The organism is Kitasatospora sp. NPDC058170, from assembly GCF_042883905.1.
Lineage (GTDB): Bacteria > Actinomycetota > Actinomycetes > Streptomycetales > Streptomycetaceae > Kitasatospora.
In genome coordinates, this window is record NZ_JBHVUV010000007.1 from 70,364 (window position 1) to 96,339 (window position 25,976).

Annotated in this window: 18 protein-coding genes; 4 read left to right on the forward strand and 14 right to left on the reverse strand. The window is 74.4% G+C overall.

Annotation, left to right across the window (positions count from 1 at the left end):
- Positions 1-48: 48 nt before the first annotated feature.
- A complete protein-coding gene (locus ACFVVX_RS10200; protein ID WP_387943517.1) occupies positions 49-1,056 on the forward strand; it encodes an MsnO8 family LLM class oxidoreductase in 1,008 nt (335 codons plus the stop codon).
- A 67-nt stretch (positions 1,057-1,123) separates the two neighbouring features.
- On the opposite strand, the gene ACFVVX_RS10205 is transcribed toward ACFVVX_RS10200, so the two are convergent.
- The 9 genes from ACFVVX_RS10205 to ACFVVX_RS10245 form a co-directional block, all read right to left on the reverse strand.
- Positions 1,124-2,770, reverse strand: a complete 1,647-nt coding sequence (locus tag ACFVVX_RS10205) for an amidohydrolase (protein ID WP_387943519.1) — start codon at positions 2,768-2,770, stop codon at positions 1,124-1,126.
- Entirely contained in the window at positions 2,767-4,227 is a 1,461-nt protein-coding gene (locus tag ACFVVX_RS10210; protein WP_387943521.1) for an APC family permease, read from the reverse strand. Before ACFVVX_RS10210 ends, ACFVVX_RS10205 begins: the two co-directional genes overlap by 4 nt.
- A 152-nt stretch (positions 4,228-4,379) precedes the next feature.
- Positions 4,380-5,288, reverse strand: a complete 909-nt coding sequence (locus ACFVVX_RS10215) for an Lrp/AsnC family transcriptional regulator (protein WP_387943523.1) — start codon at positions 5,286-5,288, stop codon at positions 4,380-4,382.
- Positions 5,289-5,355: 67 nt separating this feature from the next.
- Positions 5,356-7,416: a SpoIIE family protein phosphatase gene (locus tag ACFVVX_RS10220; protein WP_387943525.1), complete on the reverse strand. Its 2,061-nt coding sequence runs from the start codon at positions 7,414-7,416 to the stop codon at positions 5,356-5,358.
- A 228-nt stretch (positions 7,417-7,644) separates the two neighbouring features.
- The gene (locus tag ACFVVX_RS10225; protein ID WP_387943527.1) at positions 7,645-8,814 is read right to left on the reverse strand and encodes a serine hydrolase domain-containing protein; all 1,170 of its coding nucleotides are present in this window, start codon (positions 8,812-8,814) and stop codon (positions 7,645-7,647) included.
- Positions 8,815-8,921: 107 nt separating this feature from the next.
- Positions 8,922-10,346, reverse strand: a complete 1,425-nt coding sequence (locus tag ACFVVX_RS10230; protein WP_387943529.1) for a GH1 family beta-glucosidase — start codon at positions 10,344-10,346, stop codon at positions 8,922-8,924.
- Positions 10,347-10,374: 28 nt separating this feature from the next.
- Positions 10,375-11,211 carry a carbohydrate ABC transporter permease gene (locus ACFVVX_RS10235; RefSeq protein ID WP_387943531.1) on the reverse strand — a complete coding sequence of 279 codons (837 nt, stop codon included), beginning with the start codon at positions 11,209-11,211 and terminating at the stop codon, positions 10,375-10,377.
- Between the two features lie 5 nt (positions 11,212-11,216).
- Positions 11,217-12,158, reverse strand: coding sequence for a carbohydrate ABC transporter permease (locus ACFVVX_RS10240; protein ID WP_387943533.1), 942 nt, complete (start codon positions 12,156-12,158; stop codon positions 11,217-11,219).
- 29 nt (positions 12,159-12,187) lie between these two features.
- Complete coding sequence (locus ACFVVX_RS10245; protein ID WP_387943534.1) at positions 12,188-13,477, reverse strand: extracellular solute-binding protein; 1,290 nt, start codon at positions 13,475-13,477, stop codon at positions 12,188-12,190.
- A 236-nt stretch (positions 13,478-13,713) separates the two neighbouring features.
- Between ACFVVX_RS10245 and ACFVVX_RS10250 the strand changes: the two genes are divergently transcribed.
- Positions 13,714-16,602 (forward strand): glycosyl hydrolase, encoded by a 2,889-nt coding sequence (locus tag ACFVVX_RS10250; RefSeq protein WP_387943535.1) that lies wholly within the window; start codon positions 13,714-13,716, stop codon positions 16,600-16,602.
- Positions 16,603-16,709: 107 nt separating this feature from the next.
- Here the strand turns inward: ACFVVX_RS10250 and ACFVVX_RS10255 are convergent, their stop codons facing one another.
- A complete protein-coding gene (locus ACFVVX_RS10255) occupies positions 16,710-17,768 on the reverse strand; it encodes a LacI family DNA-binding transcriptional regulator (RefSeq protein ID WP_387943537.1) in 1,059 nt (352 codons plus the stop codon).
- Between the two features lie 226 nt (positions 17,769-17,994).
- Between ACFVVX_RS10255 and ACFVVX_RS10260 the strand changes: the two genes are divergently transcribed.
- Positions 17,995-19,416, forward strand: coding sequence for an amidase (locus tag ACFVVX_RS10260; RefSeq protein WP_387943539.1), 1,422 nt, complete (start codon positions 17,995-17,997; stop codon positions 19,414-19,416).
- Positions 19,417-19,499: 83 nt separating this feature from the next.
- Here the strand turns inward: ACFVVX_RS10260 and ACFVVX_RS10265 are convergent, their stop codons facing one another.
- The 3 genes from ACFVVX_RS10265 to ACFVVX_RS10275 form a co-directional block, all read right to left on the reverse strand.
- The gene (locus ACFVVX_RS10265; protein ID WP_387943541.1) at positions 19,500-20,273 is read right to left on the reverse strand and encodes a maleylpyruvate isomerase family mycothiol-dependent enzyme; all 774 of its coding nucleotides are present in this window, start codon (positions 20,271-20,273) and stop codon (positions 19,500-19,502) included.
- Between the two features lie 164 nt (positions 20,274-20,437).
- Positions 20,438-20,761 carry a hypothetical protein gene (locus ACFVVX_RS10270; RefSeq protein WP_387943543.1) on the reverse strand — a complete coding sequence of 108 codons (324 nt, stop codon included), beginning with the start codon at positions 20,759-20,761 and terminating at the stop codon, positions 20,438-20,440.
- A 103-nt stretch (positions 20,762-20,864) separates the two neighbouring features.
- Positions 20,865-22,823, reverse strand: a complete 1,959-nt coding sequence (locus ACFVVX_RS10275) for an FUSC family protein (RefSeq protein WP_387943545.1) — start codon at positions 22,821-22,823, stop codon at positions 20,865-20,867.
- A 247-nt stretch (positions 22,824-23,070) separates the two neighbouring features.
- Here ACFVVX_RS10275 and ACFVVX_RS10280 point away from each other — a divergent pair, with 247 nt between their 5' ends.
- Entirely contained in the window at positions 23,071-23,508 is a 438-nt protein-coding gene (locus ACFVVX_RS10280) for a hypothetical protein (RefSeq protein ID WP_387943547.1), read from the forward strand.
- Positions 23,509-23,644: 136 nt separating this feature from the next.
- Here the strand turns inward: ACFVVX_RS10280 and ACFVVX_RS10285 are convergent, their stop codons facing one another.
- The gene (locus ACFVVX_RS10285) at positions 23,645-25,855 is read right to left on the reverse strand and encodes an MMPL family transporter (protein ID WP_387943549.1); all 2,211 of its coding nucleotides are present in this window, start codon (positions 25,853-25,855) and stop codon (positions 23,645-23,647) included.
- Positions 25,856-25,976: the final 121 nt, after the last annotated feature.

Genomic DNA, 25,976 nt, shown 5'->3' on the forward strand with positions numbered 1-25,976 from the left:
GGGACAGCGCGGGGAATGCGACCCGCGCCGGTGATCGTTACTGCCCACATGGCCACCGACGCGACGACGATCCGCCTCTCCGTACTGGACCGCTCCAGGACGCGACAGGGCGAGGAGCCGGCGCGGGCGCTGCGCGAGACGGTGGCGTTCGCGCAGCAGGTGGAGCGGCTGGGCTACCACCGGTTCTGGGTGTCGGAGCACCACGGCGTGCCGGGGGTGGCCGGTTCGGCGCCGACGGTGCTGGCCGCGGCGGTGGCCGCCGCCACGACGCGGATCAGGGTCGGGACGGGCGGCGTGATGCTCCCCAACCACCAGCCGCTGGTGGTGGCCGAGCAGTTCGGGGTGCTCGCCGCGCTCTTCCCCGGCCGGATCGACATGGGACTGGGCCGCTCGGTGGCCTTCACGGACGGCGTCCGGCGGGCGCTCGGCCGGGACAAGGACGCCGCCGACCGCTTCCCGGAGCAGCTCGCCGAGCTGCTGGGCTACTTCGACGGGTCGCCGCGCACCCACCGCGACGTGCACGCCCGGCCCGCCGAGGGGCTGCACGTCCCCGCCTTCGTGCTGGCCACCGGTGCGGGCGCCGACCTCGCCGCCGACGCCGGGCTTCCGCTGGTCATCGCCGCCGCGCACGGGCCGGACCGGATGCTCGCCGCCATCGACCGCTACCGGGCCCGGTTCCGCCCCTCGGCGCAGGCACCGGAGCCCTACGTCGTGGTCTCGGGCACGGTGGCGGTGGCCGGGAGTGCCGAGCGGGCCGCGGAGCTGCTGGTCGCCGAGGCCTGGTCGAGCGCCTACGCCCGCACCCATGGCGAGTTCCCGCCGCTGCTCCCGGCCGGGGAGGTGCTGGACCGGGAGATGAGCCCGCGCGAGCGCGCCGCCTACCAGCAGGCGCTGGGCGGGCACATCGCCGGCACCCCGGCGCAGGCCGTCGCCGAGCTCCGCGCGCTGATGGAGCGCACCGGGGCCGACGAGTACCTGGTGACCACCAGCACCCACGACCGGGCCGCGCTGCTCGACTCCTACCGGCTGCTCGCCGAGGCGGTCCCGCTGGGCTGAGCCGGGGGCCGCAGGCCTGTGCCGGGGCCCGCTGCCGCGGCCGGGGCGGCGGCGGCGGGCCCGGGCGTCAGCCGGCCCGGTGGACGACCTCGCCGCCGACGACGCCGAGGTCGACCCGGGTGTCCAGGATGGCCTTCGGGTCCAGCGCGAAGAGGTCCTCGGAGAGCAGGACGAGGTCGCCCAGCTTCCCCGGGGTGATCGAACCCAGGCTGTCCTCCAGGAAGTTGGCGTAGGCGCTGCCCAGCGTGTAGCCGCGCAGGGCGGCGGCCAGGGAGACGGTCTCGCCGGGCATCCAGGGCTCGCCGCCGTCCAGGCCCTGGCGGGTGACGGCGGTGTAGAGGCCGACGAGCGGGTCCATCTCGGCGACGTTCCAGTCGCTGGAGAAGGCCAGCACCGCACCGGCCTGCTGGAGGCTGCGCATCGGCCAGGCCTTGGACCAGCGCTGCTCACCGACGGCCTCGGCCCAGTCGCGGCCCGGCCCGGCGATGTCGGGCGAGCAGTGCCGGGGCTGCATGCAGGCGACCACGCCGAGTTCGGCGAAGCGCGGCACGTCGGCCGGGTCGAGGCACTCCACGTGGACCACCTGGTGGCGGGCGTCGCGGGCGCCGTTGACCCGGCGGGCGTGCTCGACGGCGTCCAGGACCGTCCGGATGCCCCGGTCGCCGGTGGCGTGCACGAAGGCCTGGAAGCCGGCCGCGTCGAGGCCCGCCAGCACCTCGGCGAACTCCTCGGCGGGGTAGAAGGTCTCGCCGCGGTGGCTGTGGTGGCCCGCGTACGGCTCCAGCAGGGCGGCGGTGTGCGGCTCCACCACGTCGTCGATGTACAGCTTGAGCGGACCGACCCGGAACCGGTCGCCGTCGTGGCGGCGGGCGGCCGCGGCGAACTCCGCGAGCTCCGCCGCGGTGGTGCCGCGCGGGTGGAACAGCGCGGCGACCAGCCGCGAGCGCAGCCGGCCCTCGGCGATGGCCCGCTCGAACAGGGCCAGGTCGTCCAGGGAGTTCTGCGGTTCCACGACGGTGGTCAGGCCGTACCGGGCGGCCATGTCGAGACTGGCGCAGAGCCGGCCGTACTGCCGGTCCGGGTCGGCCCACGGGACGCCGGCGGCGCGCAGCGCCCGGTGGCCGTCGCGGGAGAGGCCGCGGACGGCGAAGTCGGTGAGGAACCCGGTCGGTTCGCCGGTGGCCGGGTCCTTGCGGACCGTGCCGAAGGCGAGTTCACCGGTGGCCGCGGTGATGCCGAGGCGGCGCAGGGCCGCGGTGTTCAGCCAGGCGGTGTGCACGTCGTAGCTGAGCACGAAGGCGGGCCGGTCGCCGGTGTACGGGTCGAGGTCGGCGGCGGTGGGCATCCGCCCGCCGGGGATGGCGGAGTAGTCGAAGGCCTCGGCCTCGACCCAGTCGGCGGTCGGGTTGTGCCGCAGCCAGTCGGCGATCCGGCGGCCGATCTCGGGCAGGTCGGCCGCGCCGGCCAGCTGGACGCAGGCCGCGTCGGAGCCCAGCCGGACGTGGTTGTGGCTGTCCACGAAGCCGGGCACCAGCAGGCGTCCGCGGGCGTCGACCACCTCGGTGCCGGGGCCGGCCAGCTCGCGCCAGCCGTCGCCGTCGCCGACCCAGGCGATCCGCCCGTCGCGGACGGCGACCGCCTCGGCCCGGGGGTGCCGGTCGTCGACGGTGTGCACGTGGGCGTTGTGGACGATCAGTTCGGCGGGGCGGTTCACGGCTTCTCCGAAACGGTGGTGGCGGCGGCGAGGGTGCTGCCCGGCTGCTCGGCCTGGTCGGCACGCTCGGCACGGGCCTGGTCGGCTTGGTCGGCCGGGAGGCTGAGCACCCAGTGGGTGGCGCTGCGCGGACGCAGGTAGAGGAACCAGTAGAGGACCCCGACGAGCAGCACCGCGAGGGTGATCAGCAGGTCCCGGCCGGCCTGCTGGGTGAGCGTGTAGCCGAGGACCAGGGTGGTGAGGACGGGGGCGAGCGGCCACAGCGGCATCCGCCAGGCGCCGGTGGACTGGTGGCGGCCGCGCCGGGCGGCGAGGGCGGCGACGCCGAGCAGCAGGTAGATCACCGCGACGACCACGCCGGTGAAGCCGAGCAGGGCGCTGATCGGGACGGTCAGCGCCAGCACCGCGCCGGGCAGCCCGATGGCGAGGGTGGCCACCCAGGGGGAGCCCCAGCGCGGGTGCAGGGTGGCGAGGGCGCGGTTCACCGGGTCGGGCCAGGTGCGGTCGCGGGCGGAGGCGTAGAGCACCCGGCCGTTCTGGATCACCATCACGATGACGGCGTTGAGGATGGCGGCGGCGATACAGAGGCTGACGAAGGTGCCGACCGTGCTGCCCGCCCAGGAGTCGACGATGGCGACCAGGTCGCCCGTCGCCAGCTGGTCCGGGGAGGAGACGCCCAGGCAGATCGCGATCACCGGCACGGTGATGACGAGGACCCCGGCCAGCAGTGACCACAGGACGGTCCGGGCCACCGAGCGGCGCGGGTCGCGCAGGTCCTCGGAGAGGTAGACGGCGGTGCCGAAGCCGTTGTAGGTGAAGATCGCCACGGCCAGTCCGGAGATCAGCAGCCCGAGGGTGAACGGGCTGGTGCCGCCCTGCCCGTCCGGGACGACCGCGTGCACCAGGGTCGAGGCGGGCTGCTGGATGTGGGTCAGGCCGAGCACCGTGACGACGCCCGCGGCGAGGACTTCGAGGCCCAGGAAGACACCGGTGATCAGGGCGTTGGACTTGATGTCCAGCACGCCGACCGCGACGGCGAGGGCCATCACGGCGCAGCCGGCGACCGCCGGGTCCAGCGAGAGCACCGAGCCGAGGTAGTCCGCCGTGCCGAGCGCGATGATCGGCGGGATCACCAGCAGGGAGACGATCGAGATCACGAACACCAGCCAGCCGGCCAGCCGGCCGAGCACCTGGCCGACGATCGAGTACTCGCCGCCGGCGCTGGGCACCAGGGTGCCGAGCTCGGCGTAGCACAGGCCCACCCCGAGCGAGAGCACGGCCGCCACCAGCAGGCTGATGACCGCGCCGCTGCCCTGCGACTGGAGCAGCGGCGGCACGACGATGAAGAGCGACGACGCGGGCGTCACGCACGACAGGGTCAGCAGGACCCCGCCGAAGACGCCCAGCGAGCGCGGCAGTGCCGCGACCGCGGGCGGTGGGGGAGGAGATGACGTCATCGGGGGACCGGATTCTCTCGCGGGGGAAGGTGTCCGGCCATTGAAGGCGAGGCGAAAAGAACGCGTCAAGGGCGGTTGTGTATCTTTTCGCCTGTCAAATGTTCCCCGCCCGGTGAATCATTCGCACCATGGTGCGCAAGAGAGTGAATCGCCTACCGGATGGGCAGATCGTAGGTGTAGGACTCCTTGACGATCCCCAGGTGGAACCAGGACTCCGAGCGGCCGACCCCCGGCAGACCGCGTACCGCCTCCAGCCCGGCGAGCAGCGCCGAGCGGTCCGGGGCGTCCAGCCCGCACACCACGTCGAAGCGCCCGTAGCCGGTCGCCACGTAGTTGACCCCCGGCAGCGCGGCGGCCGCCTCCGCGACCGCCCGGGCCGGCCCCAGCACCCCCAGGCCCACCCCGGCGGCCTCCCGCACCCCCAGCGCGCGCGACTCCACCAGCCCGGTCACGTGCACCGCGCCCTCCTCCAGCAGCCGCAGCACCCGCGCCCGGGTGGCCGGCTGGGACAGCCCGATCTGCTCGGCCAGCGCGGCGAAGCTGGCCCGTCCGTCGAGCTGCAGCAGCCCGAGCAGCCGGCGGTCCGCCTCGTCCAGCGCGGGCGGCGGGCCGGGCCGCACCCCCGCGACCTCGGGGGAGTAGGCGTCCCGGACCAGCTCGGCGCAGCGGAACACCTCCAGCCCGCGCACCCCGGGCGCCGCCCGCAGCGCCGCGAACTCGCGCTCCAGCGCGGCCGCGTCGGCCACCCGGACCTCGGCGATCACCCCGTGCGGCCCGGCCGTGCAGGAGACGAAGCTGGCCGCCCGCCGCCCGGCCGCCACCGCCGCGACCGGCCCGCTCGGGCCGGACACGTCCAGGGACACGTGGGCGACCGCCTCGATCCCGGCGACGGCGGGCGGCACGATGCCGACGATCCGCACCTCGCCGTGCCGGAGCAGCCGCTGCACCCGGGCCCGCGCCGCCTCCCGCGAGATGCCGAGGAGCTCGGACAGCCGCTGGTAGCTGACCCGGCCGTCGCGCTGCAGTTCGCGTACCAGGGCGGCATCGGTGGTGTCGAGCACGGGGAGCTCCTGGGGGGCGGGGCGGAGGATCCAGGCAATCTACCCGCACCCGGCCGGCCGCCGCCGGTCAGCCCGGGTGCGGCGGGCCGGGCGCGGCCGGCGACGGCGGGGGGTCGGCGCGGAACGCGATCAGGGCGATGTCGTCGCGGGCGTCCGGGACCTCCGCGAGCAGGTGGTCGCAGAGCGCCGCGAGCGGCAGGCCGTGCCCCTCGTCCACGGCGTCGGCCAGCCGGGCCAGACCGGTGGCCAGGTTCTCGCCGGGCACCTCGACCAGTCCGTCGGTGTACAGCAGCAGGGTGTCGCCCGCCTCGATCAGGGTGTCGTGGGTGTGGCGCGCCTCGGCGGGGGCCACGCAGAGCGGCAGATCGGCCTCGTCCGTGGTGAGGAACCGGGCGGGCCCCTCGGCCGGGACCAGCAGCGGCGGCGGGTGCCCGGCGTTGGACCAGGCCGCCTGCCAGCCGCTCCCGGCGCGGGCGAGGTGCAGGTGGATGGCGGTGGCGAAGGCGGCGACGCCGAGCCCGTCGGCGGCGGTGTCCAGCTCGGCGAGGGCGTAGGCGGGCGTGTGCAGATGGGTGCGGTTGTAGGCGATGGACCGCAGCATGCTGCGCAGCTGGCCCATCGTGGTGGCGGCGGTCAGGTCGTGGCCGGCCACGTCGCCGATGGTCAGCGCGAGGGAGTCGTCGGGCAGCACGAAGGCGTCGTACCAGTCGCCGCCGACCTCGGCGGCACGGTTGCCGGGCTGGTAGCGGGCGGCGAGCTCGGCCCCGGGCACGGTCGGCGGAGCGGTGAGCAGGGCCCGCTGGAGGACGAGGGCCGCGTGCCGGGTGCGCTGGAGCTCCAGGGTCTGGCGCAGCGGCGCCTGGGCGCGCTGCAGGACCTCCTGGAGCAGCTCGATGTCGGCGCGGCCCGGCGGCGGGGTGCCGTCGCACCCGGCGGCCGCGGCCAGGGCGACGGTGGCGCCGTCGATGACGATCGGCAGCAGGGTGAGGCTGGTGGCGCCGGCCCGGGCGAGCCACCGGGAGGACTCCGCGGGGACCAGGCCCGGCGGCACCCGGTCGGCCGGGAAGGTCAGCACGACGGGGGTGCGGTCGGCCACCACCCGGCGGGCGGCGGGGCCGAGGACGAAGGTCTGCTGGCGCAGACCCGGCAGCGGCGGCAGACCGGGCCGGGCGATCGAGGCGATCCGGATGCCGCGGATCTCGTCGGGCTGCGAGGAGTGCTCCCGGCCGGAGAGCAGGAACACGGTGCAGGCGTCGGTGAGGTCGGGGACCACCAGCTCGGCGACGGCCGCGAAGGCGTCCTCGGCGCGGGTGGCCTCGGTGACCGCGACGGCGCGGGCGAGCAGCCGCTCGCGCAGCCGGTTGCGCCACCGGTCCTCGATGTCGGAGGTGGCGCCGATCCACTCCACCAGCCGGCCGTCGCGCACGATCGGCACCGCCCGGGCGGCGATGTGGCGGTACTCCCCGCCGACGGTCCGCACCCGGAAGGAGTGCTCGAACATCGACGGCTCGCCCTCCGCCGCCTCCAGCCAGCGCCGGGCCAGGGCGTCCCGGTCCTGCGGGTGGATGAGCTCGAACCACTCCTCGTCCATGGTCTCCCGCCAGGGGTGCCCGGTCAGTTCCTCCCAGCCCGGGACCAGCTCGACCATCGAGCCGTCCGCGCGGGTGAGCCAGACCAGCTGGGAGACGGCCGACATCAGCGCCTCGTAGCGCTGCAGCGCGTGCAGGCGCTCGGTCGACAGCTGCTCGGCCTGGTGCGCGGAGTGCACCTCGGCGGTGGTGTCGATCGCGGAGACCAGCACCCCGGGGCCGAACCGGGAGGAGACCGGCGAGCAGCTGTAGACGAAGTGCCGGTGGCCGTCCGGGTCGTCGTGCGAGGTCTCCACGGTGCGGGGCGTGGTGACCTGCCGGGCCGTCCCGTCGGCGAGGACCAGGTCGAGGGACTCGAGGAACCGGTTCACCCCCGGCTCGGTGAACAGCTCCCGCATCGGCCGACCGGTCGGCCGCGGTCCGAACAGGTCGCGGAAGGCGTCGTTGCGGTACACCAGGATGTGGTCCGGCCCCGCGGTCAGGGCGATCGCCACGATGGCCCGGTCGAAGACCTCCGGTGTCAGCTGAGGCTCGGCCACCCGTCTCGTCCCCTTCGGCGGTGCATGGCGGCGGCACGCGCAGCGCCCCGGCCGCCCGGTGGTCGGCGGCCGGGAGCCGATCAGCGGTGATCGACGGCGGCCTCCCCCCGCACGCTACCGGCGGACCGGGCGCTGACGGGCCGCACCGCCGCTCCGCGGCCCGACGTGTCGCACCCGACGGGGGTCGGCCGCCGCTGCGCGCGGTCCCCCCGGCCGCCGGCCGGTACCTCAGGCGGTGGTCGCGCGGGCGGCTGCGGCGGCCCGGACCACCGCCGCCGCCAGCCGGTGGTTCTCCGCGGCGCCGCCGCCGTCGCCGAAGCCGAAGCGGCGCCGGGTGTAGCTGTAGCCGACGCCGCTGCGCGGATCGGCGAAGGACTGCGCACCCACCGCGCCGCTGTGCCCGAACGCGTCGGGGCCGAGGAACGGGTAGCGCGAGTGCTGCGCCTCGAAGCCGAGGCCGAAGTGGTCCTGCTCGCCGGTGACCAGGTCGGTGCCGGTGGTCCGGGCCGGGCCGAACTCGGCGACCGTCTCCGGGGTGAGCAGCGGCGCCCGGCCGTCGACCTCGCTGATGGCGGCCGCGTACATCGCGGCCAGCCCGCGGGCGGTGCCCACGCTCCCGGCGGAGGCCGGGCCGAGGGCGCGCACCGCGCGCGTGTTGGCGAACTCCACCAGATCGGTGGGCGGGCCGGCGTTGAGGTTGAAGGCGATCCCGGTGAGGCTGTCGGGGGCGGGCGCGCCGGCCGCGGCCAGTGCCTCCTGCTCCGGGGTGAGCCGGGCGGGCTGCACCGGGAGGTAGCGCGGCTCCAGCTCCTGCGGCAGGCCGAGGTGGAAGTCGAGCCCGTACGGGGCCCGGATCCGCTCCTCGAACAGCTCCTGGACGGAGCGCCCGGTGCGGCGGCGGACCACCTCGCCGGTGAGCGCGCCGATCACGAAGGCGTGGTAGCCGTAGCCCGTCCCGGGCTCCCAGTGCGGCTTCTGCCCGGCCAGCCGGGCGGCGAGCAGGCGGTCGTCCGCCAGCTCCCGGAGGGTGAAGCCGCCGTCGACGCCGATCAGCCCGGCCCGGTGCTCCAGCAGCTGCCGCAGGGTGACGCCGCCCTTGCCCTCGGCGGCGAACTCCGGCCAGTACCGGGCCACCCGCTCGTCGAGGCCGAGCACGCCCTCCTGGACCAGCAGGGCCACCACCAGGTGGGCGGCGCCCTTGCCCGAGGAGAACAGCGCGAGCAGCGAATCGGCCGTCACGCCCTCGCCCGTCCAGAGGTCCACCACCCGCCGCCCGTCGGCGTAGGCGGCCAGCTGGGCGCCGAGGTCGGACTCGGCGGCGGCCACGGCGGCGAACTCCTCCCGCACCTGCTCGAAACCCGGTGCGACGCTCCCGTGGACGACGGCACTGCTCGACATCTGCTCCCCCTCGATGATGGCCCCGGCGCGGCGGCCCCGATGTGGCGGCCCCTGCGCGGTGTCGGTGCGTCAACCCCACCTGCCCCAGGAGTATTCCTCCGCCCCGCTCAGCCGGGCAGCCGGCCGGTGCGGACGACCTCGGCGTACCAGTGGGCGCTGTCCTTGGGGGTGCGGCGCTGGCTGGCGAAGTCCACGTGGACGATGCCGAACCGCTTGCCGTAGCCGTACGCCCACTCGAAGTTGTCCAGCAGCGACCAGAGGAAGTACCCGCGCACCGGGGCGCCGTCGGCGATCGCGCGGCGGACGGCGTCGAGGTGGCCGTGCAGGTAGGCCACCCGCTCGGGGTCGTGCACCGCCCCGGACGGGTCGGCGTAGTCCTCGTAGGCCGCGCCGTTCTCCGTCACCAGCAGCGGCAGGCCGGGCAGGTCGTCGCGCAGCCGGGTGAGCAGCTCGTACAGGCCGTCGGCGTCGACCGGCCAGCCCATCGCGGTGCGGCTGCCCTCGGCGGGGAGGAAGCGGACGCCCTCGTCGGCCGGCCAGGGCGAGCGCTCGCCCTGGTGGCCGTCCTGGCGCGGCGCCGGGGCGGCCGGGTCGTCGGCGGCGACCACGGTGGGGGTGTAGTAGTTGAGGCCGAGCGCGTCGATCGGCCGGGAGATCTCGGCGAGGTCGCCGTCGCGGACGAAGGCCCAGTCGGCGAGGTGGGCGGTGTCGGCCAGGACGTCGGCGGGGTAGCGGCCGTGGAACACCGGGTCCAGGAAGATCCGGTTGGCCAGGCCGTCGATCCGGCGGGCCGCCCGGGTGTCCCCGGGGTCGGTGGTCAGCGGGCGGACGGCGGCCAGGTTGAGGGTGAGCGACACCTGGGCGGCGGCCGGGAGCCGCTCGCGCAGCACGCCGGTGGCGAGGCCGTGGGCGAGCAGCAGGTGGTGGTGGGCGGTGAGCGCGGCGGCCGGATCGCTGCGGCCGGGTGCGTGCACGCCGTTGCCGTAGCCGAGGAAGGCGCTGCACCAGGGCTCGTTGAGGGTGGTCCAGGTCGGGACGCGGTCCCCGAGCCGGTCGGCGGCCAGCGCGGCGTACTCGGCGAAGCGGTACGCGGTGTCCCGGGCCGTCCAGCCGCCCTCGTCCTCCAACTCCTGGGGCAGGTCCCAGTGGTAGAGGGTGGCGACCGGGGCGATGCCGCGGGCGAGCAGCTCGTCCACCAGCCGGTCGTAGAAGTCCAGGCCGGCCGGGTTGGCCGGGCCGCGGCCGCCGGGCCGGACGCGCGGCCAGGAGAGCGAGAACCGGTAGGCGCCCAGGCCGAGTTCGGCCATCAGCGCGACGTCCTCGCGGTAGCGGTGGTAGTGGTCGGCGGCGATGTCGCCGGTGTCGCCGTTGCGGACGGCACCGGGGCGTCGGCTGAAGGTGTCCCAGATCGAGGGCGTGCGGCCGTCCTCGGCGGCGGCTCCCTCGATCTGGTAGGCGGCGGTCGCCGCACCCCAGACGAAGCCGGCGGGGAAGCCGGAGCGGGTCGGGGCGGTGGGGGCTTCGAGGGTCATGTCGCCTTCCTTGGCGGTGAGTCGGGCGTCAGCCCTTGACGGCGCCCTGCATGATCCCGCCGACGATCTGGCGGCCCAGCAGGCCGAAGACCAGCAGGACGGGCAGGGTGCCGAGGAGGGTGCCGGCCATGATGACGGACTGGTCGGGGACGTACCCCTGGCCGAGGGACTTCAACGCGACCTGCACGGTGGGGTTCTGCGAGCTCAGGGCCACGATCGGCCAGAAGAAGTCGTTCCAGGTGGCCATGAAGGTCAGCATGCCGAGCACGGCCATGCCCGGCCGGGCGGCCGGCAGCACGATCGAACGGAAGATCCGCAGCAGCGAGGCGCCGTCGACCCGGCCGGCCTCGATCAGCTCGTCGGGCAGCGCCTGGACGAGGTACTGCCGCATGAAGAACACCCCGAACGCCGAGACCAGCGAGGGCAGGATCACCGAGGGCAGCTTGTTCTGCAGGTCGAGCCGGACGATCAGCATGAACAAGGGGATCACCCCGAGTTGCGGCGGGATCATCATGGTGCCCACGGTGACCGCCAGCAGCAGGCCGCGGCCGCGGAACCGCAGCTTGGCGAAGGCGAACCCGGCGAGGGTGGAGGAGAGCACCACGCCCGCGGTGACGAGGCCGGAGACGAGCAGGGAGTTGAGCAACGCGGTGCCGATCGAGGCCTGTTGGAGGGCCTCGCCGAGGTTGTGGAACAGGCTCGGGCCGGGTGTGAGGGCCGGAGTGGCCGCGCTGAGCTCGGAGTTGGACCGGCTGGCGGCCACCAGCGTCCAGTAGAACGGAAAGACGGACACCAGCGTGGCGGCGATCAGCGCCGTGTACGCGAGCGGGCCGCCGTGCAGCGGGGAGCGTCGGGTGGAGCGCATGGCGGTCACCGGTCCCTTCGGCCGGCCCGGGCGGCGAGCGCCGCGTTGGCCAGGGCGAGTACGACGATCAGCAGGAACATCACCCAGGCCACCGCCGCGGCGCGGCCCAGGTGGAAGAAGCTCCAGCCCTGCTCGTACAGGTAGAGGCCGAGGGTCTGGTACTGGTGGGAGATGCCGCCGGCGGCGTTGCCCTCGTACAGCAGCGGCTCACCGAACAGCTGGGTGGCCCCGATGGTGGAGACCACCACGGTGAACACGATGGTCGGACGCAGGCCCGGCACGGTGACGTGGCGGAACTGCTGCCAGCGCGAGGCGCCGTCCACCGCCGCCTGCTCGTACAGCTCGCCGGGGATGGCCTGCATGCCGGCCAGGTAGATCAGCGCGTTGTAGCCGGTCCAGCGCCAGGTCACGATCGCGGAGACGCCGAACTGCGAGGCCCAGGTGTCGGCCTGCCAGTCCACCGGGCTCAGCCCGGCGCTGCCCAGCAGCCAGTTGATCAGCCCGTAGTCGCGCCCGAAGAGCTGGGCGAAGACCAGGGTGGCGGCGGCGACCGAGGTCGCGTACGGCATCAGCATCGCCACCCGGAAGAAGGTGCGGCCGCGCAGCCGGTAGTTGAGCAGGTGGGCCAGGCCGAGGGCGATCAGCAGCTGCGGGACGGTGGAGAGCACGCCGATGGTGAAGGTGTTGCGCAGCGCGTTCCAGAAGAACGGATCGTCCAGCAGCCGGGTGTAGTTCCGCAGCCCCAGCCAGTCCATCCGGTCGGAGGTCTGCAACTCGACGCGGTGCAGCGAGACATAGGCGGTGTAGAGCAGCGGGAAGAGGCCGAACGCGGCGAACAGGACGAAGAACGGCGCGACGAAGCCGTACGGGGCGAGCCGCCCGGTCCGGCGGGGGCGGGCGCCCGCCGGGCGGGCCGCGGGCAGCCGGGCTGAGGTGGTGGTGGCCATGAAGGTCCCTTGAGTGATCCGACGTGCCGTCAGTTCCCGGCGGCCGTCCGGACGGTGTCCAGCGCGTGCTTCCAGGCGGTGTCCGGTGCGGTGCCGGTCCGCTCGACCTCGCCGAGGGCGTCGGTGAACGCCTTGCCGATCACACCGTCGTCCACGCCGAGCACCTGGACCGGCATGTTGGCGGCGGACTCGCTGAAGATCTCGCCGATCGGGGCGTTGTTGAAGTACGGGTCCTGAACGCCCTTGATGGCGGTCTGCGCGCCGGTGGAGGACGGGAAGGAGCCCTGCTTGGTGAAGAGCGTGGTCTGCTGCTCCTTGGCGGTGAGCCACCGGATCAGCTCGGCCGCCTCCTTGGGGTGCTTGGCGCTCTTCGGGACGGTCAGGTACGAGCCGCCCCAGTTGCCCGTCCGGCCGGGGCCCGGGGCGATGTCCCAGGTGCCCGAACCGGCCGTGCCGGCCTGGCCCTTGATGTAGCCGATCATCCAGGCGGGGCAGCTGAGGGTGGCGAACTTGCCGGTGGTGAAGGCCTTGTTCCACTCCGGGGTCCACTGCGGCAGCTTCGCGGACAGGCCGTCGGCGACCAGCCGGGTGGCGTCCGTCCAGGCGCTCTGCACGGCCGGGTTGCTGTCGAAGACGGGCTTGCCGGCCGCGTCGGCGTAGCGCACCTTCTGCTGGCCGACCTCGGCGGTGAAGACGCCCGCCGCGCTGTCCGTCCAGGTGTTGCCGGCGCCGGCCTTGCCGACGTACTGCCGGCCGAGGTCCAGGTAGCCCTGCCAGGTCGACCACCTGGCGGCCAGCTCGGTGCGGTCGGTGGGCAGGCCGGCGGCCTTGAGGAGGTCCGTGCGGAAGCAGATCGCCTCGGGCCCGATGTCGGTGCCGGCGCCCAGGATCCGGCCGTCGGCGGCCTTGACGGCGGCGCCCTTCCAGGGGACCAGGTCGTCGTTGACCGCGCCGAGGCCGAGGCTCCTGAGGTCGGTGAACTTGTCGGCCTGCTTCTGCAGCAGTCCGGCGACCCGGCCGACCTCGACGCCCTGGATGTCGGCGAGGCCGCCGCCGCCCGCCAGCTTGGTCTGCAGGGCCTGCCAGTACTGGCCCTCGTCCTGGGTGTCGGTCTGCTTGACGGTGATGGCGGGGTGCAGCTTCATGTACTCCTCGTAGAGGCCGCTCTCCTTGAACCCGAAGGTCCCGAAGAGGTCCACGGTGAGCGTCACCTTGCCGCCGGCCGCGGTGTCCGCGGAGCCGCCGGAGCTGCCGCAGGAGGTGAGGAGCAGGGCGGCCACGAGCGCGGCGGAGCCGAGGGCGACAGAGCTGGGGCGCATGAAATCTCCTTGAGAGCGCTCTCAGTGATGTCGGGAGACTGCCCGGCGGGCAGTGTGGTCGTCAAGACCCTGAAACCTGAACGTAATCCAGGATGTTGTAGCGGTCATGCGTTCGGGACCTGAATGCACCAGATCCCGCCGGGCCCGTTGACACCCCCTCGCCGACCCCTCTACCGTCCGATCGCTGAGAGCGCTTTCAATCCACCCCCCATCCCCCACCCCGAGGTGGACCACTCATGAAGCACCGCCCTCTGCGCAGACCGGCCGCCGCCGTGACCGCGCTCGCCCTGGCCGCCGCGGCCGCGTTGACCGCTCTGACCGGGGCCGGCACCGCCGCCGCCGCGACCGTCCCGGTCGGACTCGGCGGCTACAGCGACAGCCGCCCGGCCGGCACCGTCGGTCCGAGCAACTCCGACGGCGCCCCCGTCACCCCCAAGGTCACCGCCCGGATGGCCGGCCGCGCCGCGCCGACCAACGACTGGTGGTCCTCGCTGATCTACCAGCGCTACGCGGGCAACCCGTACTCCGAGAACATGTACGCCCACCCGTTCACCTTCAAGGCGCAGGCCGCCGGACTGGAGGTCGGCTACCCGACCGCGCCGACCGTCACCCCGGACGGCCGCCAGTACGACTTCACCCACACCCGCGACCTCACCCTCGGCGTGGCCGGGCTCAACTCCCCGGACACCAGGGTGGACGGCTGGTCCGACTGGACGGTCACCCCCTCCTGGTCGGACGGCGCGCACACCTTCACCGCGACCATCGGCCACGGCCTGCCCTACGTGTACGCCCACGCCAGCGGCGGCGCCGCGCAGGTCACCGCGGCCGGCGCCCCCACCGTCTTCGCGGACCAGGGCAACGTCCTCGGCATCACCGTCGGCGGCCACCACTACGGCCTGTTCGCCCCCACCGGCACCGACTGGACGGTCAACGGCACCACGCTGACCGCCGCCCTGGGCGCCAAGGACTACTACTCGGTGGCCGTCCTGCCCTCGCCGGGCGACCTCGCGCTGTTCCGCGACTACGCCTACAGCTTCGTCACCGACACCAGGGTCGGCTGGCAGTACCAGGCCGCCGCGGGCACCCTCGCCACCACGTACACCGCCACCACGACCGCCCAGGAGGGCACCCGGACCGGCACCCTGCTGGCCCTCTACCGCCACCAGTGGACGGCCACCGCCGACCCGCTCACCGCGCTCACCTACACCTCCCCGCGCGGCCTGATGAAGGTCCGGCAGGGCGACGGCTTCACCACCGTGCAGAGCGTCAACGGCGTGCTGCCCTCGCTGCCGGACACCGGCGGGACCGACCGGGCCGTCCTCGGCGCCCTGGTCCGCGAGGCGGCCGACGCCGCCGACCCGTTCCAGGGCGCCACCGACACCTACTGGACCGGCAAGGCGCTCGGCCGGCTCGCCCAACTCGTTCCGATCGCCGACCAGTTGGGTGACGCCGCGACCAGGGACAAGCTGCTCGGACTGATCAGGGGCCGCCTGCAGACCTGGTTCAAGGGCGGCGGATCGACCGGTTTCGCCTACGACGCCGCCTGGAAGACCCTGATCGGCTACCCGGCCTCGTACGGCACCGACGCCGAACTCAACGACCACCACTTCCACTACGGGTACTTCGTCCAGGCCGCCGCCACGGTGGCCCGCTACGACGCCGCCTGGGCCGCCGACCCGGCCTGGGGCGGGATGGTCAAGCTGCTGGCCAAGGACGCCGCCAACGCCGACCGCGCCGACACCCGCTTCCCGCTGCTGCGCAACTTCGACCCGTACGCCGGCCAGGGCTGGGCCTCCGGCCACGCCGCCTTCGCGGCGGGCAACAACGAGGAGTCCTCCTCCGAGTCGCTCAACTTCAGCTCCGGGCTGATCCTCTACGGCTCCGCCACCGGCGACACCGCACTGCGCGACCTCGGCATCTACCTCTACACCACCGAGGCCAACGCGGTGCAGCAGTACTGGTTCGACGCCGACCACGCCGTCTTCCCCGCCTCCTTCGGGCACGACACCGTCGGCATGGTCTGGGGCAGCGGCGCGGCCTACTCGACCTGGTGGACCGCCGCCCCCGGGATGATCCACGGCATCAACGTGCTCCCGGTGACGGGTGGTTCGCTCTACCTGGCGCGGCGCAAGGACGCCGTCACGGCGAACCTGAACGAGCTGCGGGCCAACAACGGCGGTACGTTCACCGACTGGCGGGATCTGCTCTGGGAGTTCCAGGCGCTCGCCGACCCGGCCGCGGCCAAGGCCAACTGGGAGGCGGGGAAGGCCGGTTACACCCCGGAGGAGGGCGAGTCCAAGGCGCACACCGACCACTGGATCCGCAACCTCGCCGTGCTCGGCACCCTGGATCCGGCCACCACCGCGGACAGCCCGACCGCGGCCGTGTTCGCCAACGGCGCCGTCCGGACGCACGTCGCGCACAACTACACCACCGCCGCCCGCACCGTGCGGTTCTCGGACGGGTACAGCCTGACGGTGCCCGCCCGCTCGACCGCCAGTGAGCGGGGCTCCTTCCAGGACGGCGGGACGGGCGGCGCCTCGCCCTCGCCGACGGCCTCGCCCTCGCCGACCACTTCCCCGACCGCCTCGCCGTCGCCGACGGCGAGCCCGACGGTTCCGCCCACCGCCGGGAACACCTTCTACCTGCAGGCCTCGGGCGCGCTCACCGCGGCATACGGATCCGGTGCGGCGGTCGACACCCTCCCCTCGGCGGGCGGGGCCAACCACGACGGCACGCCCTACCAGGCCAGGAGCTACGAGATCCGCAACGTCACCGGCACCCTGCGGCCGGGCGCCGGCACCGACTTCGACCTCTTCGTCGACGCCGGCGGCGCCGTCGGGCTGGGGCAGCAGGCCCGGGTCTCCTACGACCTCGACGGCGACGGCGCCTTCGACCGGGTCGAGACCTACCGCTACTTCGCCACCGACCCGGTGGACGGCTGGGAGCGGTACTCCGGCGCGGGCGCCGGTCCGGTGTCGGCCACCGGGGCCCCGGGCAACCTCGTCCACGGCACGGTGCGGCTGGAGGTCTGGTCGGCGATCGGCAACGCGCCCGCCCGGCTGAGGGTGGGCGCCACCCAGTCGCAGGGCAGCTCCTCCGTCCTGCGCATCCCCTACAACTGACCTACCTCGCAGGTGAGTTAGGGCCCCGGCCGGTTTCCCCCGGCCGGGGCCCGACGGGCGACACGGCCCCGGCCCGATCCGGGCGCCCGGGGCCGTGTCGCCCGGTCTCAGGCCGAGCCGCGGTGGACCAGGTGTACCGGGGTGATCACCGAGGTGGGCCCGCCGACGCGCAGGCCGGGGCCCCCGGCCGCGGTGCCCTGGTCCTGTGCCAGTCGGCGCAGCAGCAGCCGGGCCATCAGGCGGCCCATGCCCTCGATGTCCTGCCGGATGGTGGTCAGCGGGGGCTCGGTCCAGGCCGCGATCGACTCGACGTCGTCGAAGCCGACCACGGCCACGTCCTGCGGCACCCGGCGGCCGGCCGCCCGCAGGACCCGCAGCGCACCCGAGGCCATCGCGTCCGAGGCCGCGAACACGGCGTCCAGGTCGGGGCGGCGGGCGAGCAGTTCGGCCATCGCGCGGCAGCCGCCGTCCCGGGTGAAGTCGCCCTCGGCGATCAGCTCCGGATCCCCGTCGGGCAGCAGGTCGCGGTAGCCGTCGAGGCGGTCCACGGACGAGGTCTGGTCGAGCGGGCCGGTGATGGTCGCGATCGCCGTCCGGCCGAGCGCGGCCAGGTGTCCGACGGCCAGCCGCGCACCGCCCCGGTTGTCGCTGTCCACGTACACCAGCTCGCGCTCGGACTCCGCGCCCGGCCAGCCGGGCCGCCCGCCCACCACGAACGGCAGGCCCACCCGGCGGGCCATCTCCGGCAGCGGGTCGGCCCGGTGCAGGGAGAACAGCAGTGCCCCGTCCACGTGGCCGCCGGCCAGGTAGCGGCCGACCCGGTCGTAGTCGCGCTGGTCCTCGATCAGCAGCAGCACCATCTGGTTGTCGGCGTCGGACAGTTCGCGGCCGATCCCGCGCAGGTGCTGGGCGAAGAACGGATCGGAGAAGAGCCGGCTCTCCGGCTCCGCGACCACCACCGCGACCGCCTGGTTCCGCCGGGTCACCAGGGTGCGGGCGGCCAGGTTGGGCGCGTACCCCAGCTCGTCCACCGCCCGCTGGACCTTCTCCCGCAGCGACTCCCGGACCCCGGCCCCGCCGTTGACCACCCGGGACGCGGTGGCCCGGGAGACCCCGGCCCGCTCGGCCACCGACTCCAGTGTCGGCCGCGCCGTGTGCTCCGCCACCGTGGGCTCCTCTCCCGAAAACGCTTCGCCCCCAGAGCCTATCCGGTACCGGACACGGCGTGAGAGCGCTCTCAGAAATGGTCGGCCCGACCATGGCCCGACCACGGCCCGACCGTGGGTGAGCCGGCGGGCGGCCCGCCCGGTGCGGGGTGTCGGCCGCCGCTGCGCGCCCCTACACTGCTGAACCCTCTGGGTATTACCAGCCGGTAGGGATGAGGGAGTTCGCATGGCGGACAAGCGGATCCACGCATTCGGCGACGATGCGCTGGGTGAGCACGACGCGGTGGCGCTGGCGGAGCTGGTGCGCACGGGCAAGGTGAGCCCAGGGGAGCTGGCCGCCGCCGCGGTGGAGCGGGCCCGGCGGGTCGAGGCGGAGCTGGCGCCGGTCGCGTGCGAGGCCTACGAGCAGCCGCGCAGCGCCCCGGCCGGCGCGGGCGGTGCGCTGTTCGGCGTGCCCACCTACCTGAAGGACAACGTGGACCTCGCGGGCCTGCCGACCGGCCAGGGCAGCGCGGCGTTCCAGGCCCGCCCGGCCCGGCGGAACGCCGGATTCGCGGACCAGTTCCTGAGCACCGGCCTGGTGGTGCTGGGCAAGACCAGGCTGCCGGAGTTCGGCCTCAACGCCTCGACCGAGTTCGCCGACGCGCCGCCGGTGCGCAACCCGTGGAAGCCCTCGCACTCGGCGGGGGCCTCCTCCGGCGGTGCGGCCGCCCTGGTGGCGTCCGGTGTGGTGCCGATCGCGCACGCCAACGACGGCGGCGGCTCGATCCGGATCCCGGCGGCCTGCTGCGGACTGGTGGGCCTGAAGCCGACCCGCGGCCGGACGGTGGCGAACGGCCAGGGCCGCAGGCTGCCGATCGACCTGGTCACGGACGGGGTGGTGACGCGTTCCGTCCGGGACACCGCCGCCTTCCTGGCGGCGGCCGAGCGGCACTACCGCAATCCCGCGCTGCCCCCGCTCGGGCTGGTGGAGGGCCCGGGGGAGCGGTCGCTGCGGGTCGGGCTGGTGCTGGACTCGCCGCTGGCCACCACCGACGAGCAGACCCGCCGGGCCGTCGAGGAGACGGCGGCGCGGCTGGAGGGGATGGGGCACCGGGTCGTACCCGCGGCTCTGCCGTTCGGGGCCGAGTTCGCCCGGGACTTCACGCTGTACTGGGGCTATCTCGCCTTCCTGATCGCCGCCACGGGCCGGCTGGTGCTGGACCGCGGCTTCCAGACCCGGAAGCTGGACGGTCTGACCCTGGGGCTGCGGCGCCGCTACCAGCGCGAGTTCCTCCGGACACCGGGCGTGCTGCGCCGGCTGCGGCAGGCGGAGCAGGCCTACGCGGGCCTGTTCCACGAGCACGACGTGATCCTCTCGCCGGTGCTGGCGCACGTCGCCCCGCCGATCGGTTACCTGAGCCCGAACGTCGCGTTCGATGAGCTGCTGGACCGGCTGAACCGCTATGTGGCCTTCACGCCCGTGAACAACGTGACGGGCGGCCCGGGGATCGCACTGCCCGCGGGGGAGGCGGCGAACGGCCTGCCGATCGGCGTGCACCTCTCGGCGGCGCACGGGCGGGAGCAGGTGCTGCTGGAGCTGGCCTTCGCCCTGGAGGCGGAGCGCCCGTGGCGGCGGATCCAGGACCGGCAGGACGCCAGGACCTGAGGCGCCCGGCCGGGGCCGCGCGGATCGGGAGGCGAACGGGCCTGGCCCGGCCCGTTCGCCCCGTCACGCGCGCAGGTACGCGTCTACGCGTTCGGGTCCCACTCCGCGAGCTGCTCCATCGGCTCGGCGTTGCCGGTGGTCTCCACGCTGTCGAGCGGGACGCGGGCGTAGAAGTAGAGGACCAGTTCGCCCGCTGCGCCTCGCATCGCCATGTCGCCCGGCTCCGCGTCGGCGGCGAGGTCGTCGCAGCGGACGCCGTCGGCGTTGAGGGTCAGGCGCCAGGAGCGGCCCTCGGTGGCGTGCAGGTCGATGGTCGCCGGCTTGAACGGCCAGGGGACGTTCGTCGCCGAAACGGTCGTCAGGAACTCGTCGACGCCCTCGACCGCGACGTCCGTCGGCAGCGGCTGTGCGGCTCCCTGGGTGAGCTGGACGTCGTAGGTGTGGACGGCGAGCTCCTGGATCTGGTGCCGGGCCACGGCTCCGCTGGTCTCCGGGGCCTGCGAGCGGCCCCACCAGGTCCAGCAGCCGCGGTCCGGGCCGGCCTCGCGCATCGCGTCGAGCATCAGCTCGGTCGACTCGGCGAGCCAGGCGTCCAGGGCTTCGCGGTCGCGCGGCGCCGTCGGGGCGCCCTTCGGGTCCGTCCTCGCGGGGGGCTCGGCGCCCGGGCCCGCCGCGACGATGGCGGCCTGGCGGCGGCGGCCGTCGCCGATGTGCTGCGCCAGCTCGCGCAGCGTCCAGTCCGGGCAGGTCGGTACCTGGACGTCAAGGTCGGGGACGGACGCGATCGCGGCGCGGAACGCGGCCGAGCGGTCTTCGATCAGCCGCAGGACCTCGGGAAACTCCAAAATGTTTTGCACGTCGGTTGTGTATCACGGCGTTCCGGCCGCCGGGTAGCGAATTAGTCGGACGAACGCGTCGACGGCCGGACGGACCGTCAGTGCCGAAGCCGTCCTTGAACTCCGCGTCCCGGTGGTCGGTGTCGTCATCGACGACACCGACGACACCGGCGACCGGACCGGACCTAGCGGGACCGGTGCCGTTCGACCAGTGCGGTACCGGCGACCGCCGCCACCGCGCCGGCGGCTAGCAGGCTGCCCCGGGAGCGCCAGGACAGCGTCGACCACCGCGACTGGGCGGAGAGGATCGAGCCGGTGCTCAGGAAGGAGCCGGCCGACAGGACGGAGAGCGCCGAGCCGACCGAGCCGATCGACAGGACGCTGCCGACCGAGCCCACGGAGAGCACGGACGCGACCGATCCGATCGAGAGGGTGGAGCCCGCCGACGCGATCGACAGCACGGCGTCCTTGGACCAGAGTGAGCGAAACGAGCCTGAATGCTGGGACATGGGTTGATCGTACGACGCGCCCCCGGGTGCCCGCCGGTCGCCCGGGACGGGTGCTGACCGGCCCTCAGATCACCCTCTCCCGGACCCCGGCCCGGTCCGGCGCTCAGCCCAGGCCGGGCGCGGCGACCGCGCGGGCCGCCCGGACCTCGTCGTGCAGCGGGGCCAGCACGCCCGTCGGCTCGTCCGGCCCGTCCGCCTCCGCCGGTGCCCGCGCCGGGCTGCCGCTCGACCGCACCGCGTCGGCGAGCTCCCGCAACTCGCGTCCGATGGCGGCGATCTCGTCGGCGGGCGGGGCGGGTTCGCCGTGGTCGACCCGGACCCGGGTGGCGGTGGTGGTGTCGACGATCCGCTCGACGGCGATGACCAGCGGCCACCAGGCGGCGGCGCGCGTCCCGGTGGGCGGGGGCTCGGTCAGTGCCCGCTGGAACTCGGAGCGCACGGTGGACAGGTCGCGGTAGAGCCGGCGCCGGTACTTCAGCCGGGCCGTCTGGTCCGGCCGGGGTTCGAAGGCGAGGGCCAGGTAGGCCGCCGTGTCCGACACCGCGTCGGCGAGCCGGTCGCCGATCCGGGTGTGCCAGGACTCCGGCCACAGCAGGTAGCCCGCGACGAGCGAGATCGCACAGCCGATCAGCGAGTCGTAGAGCCGGGGCAGTACCAGGTCGAAGCCCTGGTGGTTGAGGAGGTCGGAGAGCAGCAGGATCACCGGGGTGATGGCCGCGGTCTGGAAGGCGTAGCCCTTCGCGGAGACCGCCGGGATCAGCGTCGCGAGCAGCATCATCACCGGCACGTCCCACCACCCGTGCGGCACCGCCGCGAGGACGGGCATGGCGATCAGCAGTCCGGCCGCGGTGCCGAGGGCGCGCAGCACGGCCCGGGAGAAGACCGACCCGAAGTCGGGTTTCATCACGAAGGTGACGGTCAGGGTGACCCAGTAGGAGCGGGGGACGGCGATCACCGAGACCAGGGCCTGGGCGAGGCCGATGCACAGCGCGAGCCGCAGCCCGTACCGCCAGGACGCCCCGGACAGCATCACCGCCCGCAGGGCGCGCCGGGTGCGGATCCGCACGGGCGCGGGCCGGCCCAGTCGTTCGGCGACGCCGTGCAGGTCGGGCGCGGTCTCGTGGACGACGGTCGCCGCGTACCGCAGCGCGTGGTCCACGGCGCGCTCGGACGGCCCCGCGGGCTCCGGCAGGGCGAGGGGTCCCGCCCCGGTGCGGCCGGTCCCGACGGCGGCGGCGAGCTCGCGGGCCGCCGCCGGGTAGGCGTCCGGCAGCGGTCCGAGCGAGGAGGGGCGCAGCTTCGCCGAGGTGGCGGCCTCGACCACCGGGATGACGGCGTTCAGCTGGGCGAGCAGCCGCACCGACCCGGGGGAGCGGCCGTGCCGGCGGGTGCGGTGCGCGAGCAGCAGGTCGTAGGACTCGTTGAGGGAGTGCGTGACGGCCTGTCGCTTCTCGTCGTGCGCGGGGGTGCCGGCCGCGGCGAGGAGGTCGGCGACGGCCCGGTACGTCCCGGCGACGGCGGTCCGTTCGGGGACGCCGCCGCGCAGCGGCCAGGCGAACAGGGCGAGGAGGAGCACCAGCACGCCCCCGAGGGTGAGCAGCAGGGGCGCCTTCCACCAGGGGGTGGGCATCGGCAGGCCGGCGCCGACCACGGCGTCGAGCAGGAGCAGCAGGCCGGACGCGGAGGCGACCGCGCCGATCGAGGAGATCATGCCGGAGACCAGTGCGATCAGGGTCAGCACGCCGACGGCGACCCAGCCGTCCCCGTACACCAGGGTGCCCAGGGCCACGCCGAGGGCGCCGAACAGCTGGGGGACGGCGATGTTGAAGACCCGCATCCGGTAGGCGTCGGCGGTGTCGCCGATGACCGCGGACAGTGCGCCCATCGAGACCAGGGCGCCGTACGCGGGCCGGTCGGTGGCGAAGCCGACGGCCAGGGGCGCCGAGAGGGCGACCGAGGCGCGGGCGACGGCCGCCCAGGGAATCGGCGCCGACCGGGGGCGCAGGCCCGCGGCGAGCCAGCTGGGGGGTGCGAGCCGCGCGGCCCGGGCGCTGCGTGCCATGGGGTCAACGTAAGGCCCCGGCGCCCGGTGGGCCCGGCGTTCGGACGGCGCGTCCGGCCGGGAGTGCAGGCGGCCGAGCTCCGACCGACGAGATTCGGACATGTGAAGGCTGAAATCGTGAATTGGCTTCGAGAGCAAGGTTGGAACTAGGTATTCCGCTCGAATCCATGGCAGTATCTGAGGTGTGAAGCGTGAAATGTCACATTGCTTCACGGTGTCATCCATTCCTACGAACGGGAAGCATCCGATGAACCGGCTCCTCGCCATCCTCGCCGGCACCGCCGTCCTGACCGCGGCCGGCGCTGCTCAGGCCACTGCCCGGACCGCAGCCGAGACCGCCTCGTCCATCCCCACGAGGACCTGTGTCTCCGGCTACGAGGGCATCCTGCTCACCGAGCTCTGCGCCGAGGTCGACGGCGACCGGCTCACGCTGACCGGTCACGCCGTCCCCGCCAGCATCACCTGGAAGGAGCGGGCCGTCCCCTTCCGCCTCTCCGCCTCCGTGGTCGGCGGCGCCGAACTCGGCACCGACACGCCGAGCGCCGTCATCCCCAAGGGCGGCCGCTGGGTGGGCCAGGTCTCCGGCGCCGTCCCCTGCGGCTCGACCGTCGAGGGCACCTTCCTGGTGACGCAGTGGGGCTGGCCGCCGTCCACCGCCACCATCGCGGTGCCCGTCGCCTGCTGATCCCCGTCCGGGCCCCGGGTCGGCGGCGGTCGCGCACCCGGCCACGGCGACGGGCCGCGCACCCGGCCACGGCAACGGCGACGGGCCGTGCACCCCGCGGGGTGCACGGCCCGTCGCCGTTCGCGGACCCCGGGGGTCAGTACGTCGTGACCCGGTCGGGCTGCGGGGCGGGTTCGGTGGCACGGTGCTGCGGGTGGCCGGCCGTGGCGGGCCGCGGGCGGACCGGCCACCAGATGGCCCGGCCGAGCAGTGCGGCGAGCGCGGGGACCAGCACCAGCGAGAGGACGAGCGCGGAGAGCATGATGCCGAGCGCCATCGCGAAGGCGACCTGTTCGCTGCCCGGGGTCGTGGCGAGCGTCGCGAAGGAGCCGGCCAGCACCAGCCCGGCCGTCGCGATGGCCGGTGTCGTGTGCTGTACCGCGCGGGCCACGGCGGCGCGGGCCGGGCCCGGGCGCTGCATCTCCTCCCGGATCCGGTCGGTGATCAGGATGTTGTAGTCGGTGCCCAGCGCCACGACGAACAGGAACAGCACCAGGGGGAGGGTGAAGGCGACACCCGGCTTGCCCAGGGCGTGCTGGAACAGCAGCGTGGCGGCGCCGAGGGTGGCGGCGAAGCCGAGCCCGACGGCGAGCATCAGGACCACCGGCGCGAGCAGGCTGCGCAGCAGCAGCAGCAGGATCAGCGCGATCAGCGCGGCCGCGACCGGGAACACGATCCGCAGGTCGTGGTCGACGGCGGTGGAGATGTCCGCGAAGATCGCCGCCGTCCCGCCCACGTGGGCCGTCGTCCCGGCGGGCGTGTGCCCGGCGACCGCGGCCCGGATCGGCCCGGAGGCCAGGTCGCGGGCCTGCCGGCTCTGCGGGTCGGCGGTCGTGTAGAGGTCGATCCGGGCGGCACGGTGGTCGGCGTTCAGCACGATCGGGGCTACCTGGCCCACGCCGTCGACCCGGGAGAGCGCCTTGGCGAGGTCGTCCAGCCGGTCGGCGGCGAGGGCGCGGCCGTCCGTGGCGGCGACCAGGACGCTCGTCGGGTCCGACACCCCGGCCGGCAGCGCACGGGAGATCTCGGCCGCGGTGGCCGCGGCCGGGGTCCGGTCGCCGGTGTCGGCCCGGCCGTAGTCCATCCGGATGCCGACCAACCCGGCGGCCAGCGCGGCGAGCAGGGCGACGGAGGCGGTCAGCATCGCCAGCGGCCGTCGTGCGACCAGCGCGCCGAAGCGGGCGGCGCGGCCTGCGGGCGGCTCGTGGCGCAGGGACTTGGAGGGCCAGAACATCTTGCGCCCGGCGGCCGCGAGCAGCGCCGGCAGCAGGGTGAGGCTGCCGAGCAGCATCACCAGGACCGCGACGGCGATCGCGGGGCCCAGCGAGCGGAACTGCCCGAAGGTCGCCAGCCCCAGGGTGGCGAACGCCGCCACGATGGTCAGCGCCGCCGAGGTGATCGCGGTGCCGACCCGGCCGGAGACCTGCGCGGCCGCCTCGCGGGCGTTCTGCTCCGGCCGGGCGCGCAGGTGCTCGCGGAAGCGGAACAGCAGGAACAGCAGGTAGTCGATGCCGATGCCGAGCAGGACCACGTTGATCAACCCCGGCGTGCCCGCGTCGAGCTTGCGCCCGGTGAGCATCGCGGCACCCGCGACGGCTCCCCCCGCCACGCCGCCGATCATGGCGACCGCGATCAGCGGCAGCACGGCCGCCAGGACACTGCGGAACACCAGCACGTTGAGCAGGACGATGAACCCCATGACGAGGGCGCTCCCGACCGTCGCGGCGGTCTTGTGGGCATCCGTGGTGTCGACGGTGTCGGCGAGGCTCCCGGTGAACCCGGTGCGCATCCCCGCCTCGGTGAACTGGGTCCGGGCGGCGTCCCGGAAGGCTCGGTAGACGCCCTGGACCCCCGGGTCCACGGGGTTCCCGAGCAGTTGGACGGAGAGCAGCGCGAAGCTCCGGTCGGGCGCCGTCATCGCCGGGGCGACCAGGGGAGTCTGGGAGCGGTCCTGGACCAGGAACTCCGGGAGGTCGTCCTCCCTGGGCATGACCACGCGGCGCTGGGCGAGCTTCGCGGCCTCGGCCTCGATCCGCTTCTGGTCGTCGGCGCCGAGGGCCCTGCCGTCCGACCGGGCGACCAGGACCGTCACCGTGGTGGCGTCGGGGTCCACCCCGAACCGCTCCTGGGCGATCTGCAGCGCGGCGGCCGAGTCGTAGCTCCGGGGCAGGAACTCCCCGGTCTGGTTCTGGGTGACGCGGGAGATCAGGCTCGGGGTCAGGGCGCTCAGTGCGACACCCAGCACCACCCAGAGGACGATGACCTTCCACGGGTGTCTGGTGGAGTAGCCGGTCAGGGCGCGGATCACGATGTCCTCCGACGGACGGACTTGGAAACGGACGTCTGCCGGGGGCTCCCGGCCGGTCTCCAGACCATCACTGCGAGGGGCCTTCGGGCGTCGTGGCAGCGGGTGATCCGGACCGGGGTCC

Excerpts from the sequence above, each read along its gene's own strand:
- ACFVVX_RS10200 (WP_387943517.1), top strand. The coding sequence starts at position 49 with ATGGCCACCGACGCGACGACGATCCGCCTCTCCGTACTGGACCGCTCC.
- ACFVVX_RS10210 (WP_387943521.1), bottom strand. The coding sequence starts at position 4,227 with ATGACGTCATCTCCTCCCCCACCGCCCGCGGTCGCGGCACTGCCGCGC.
- ACFVVX_RS10225 (WP_387943527.1), bottom strand. The coding sequence starts at position 8,814 with ATGTCGAGCAGTGCCGTCGTCCACGGGAGCGTCGCACCGGGTTTCGAG.
- ACFVVX_RS10230 (WP_387943529.1), bottom strand. The coding sequence starts at position 10,346 with ATGACCCTCGAAGCCCCCACCGCCCCGACCCGCTCCGGCTTCCCCGCC.
- ACFVVX_RS10235 (WP_387943531.1), bottom strand. The coding sequence starts at position 11,211 with ATGCGCTCCACCCGACGCTCCCCGCTGCACGGCGGCCCGCTCGCGTAC.
- ACFVVX_RS10240 (WP_387943533.1), bottom strand. The coding sequence starts at position 12,158 with ATGGCCACCACCACCTCAGCCCGGCTGCCCGCGGCCCGCCCGGCGGGC.
- ACFVVX_RS10245 (WP_387943534.1), bottom strand. The coding sequence starts at position 13,477 with ATGCGCCCCAGCTCTGTCGCCCTCGGCTCCGCCGCGCTCGTGGCCGCC.
- ACFVVX_RS10250 (WP_387943535.1), top strand. The coding sequence starts at position 13,714 with ATGAAGCACCGCCCTCTGCGCAGACCGGCCGCCGCCGTGACCGCGCTC.
- ACFVVX_RS10260 (WP_387943539.1), top strand. The coding sequence starts at position 17,995 with ATGGCGGACAAGCGGATCCACGCATTCGGCGACGATGCGCTGGGTGAG.
- ACFVVX_RS10270 (WP_387943543.1), bottom strand. The coding sequence starts at position 20,761 with ATGTCCCAGCATTCAGGCTCGTTTCGCTCACTCTGGTCCAAGGACGCC.
- ACFVVX_RS10275 (WP_387943545.1), bottom strand. The coding sequence starts at position 22,823 with ATGGCACGCAGCGCCCGGGCCGCGCGGCTCGCACCCCCCAGCTGGCTC.
- ACFVVX_RS10280 (WP_387943547.1), top strand. The coding sequence starts at position 23,071 with ATGAACCGGCTCCTCGCCATCCTCGCCGGCACCGCCGTCCTGACCGCG.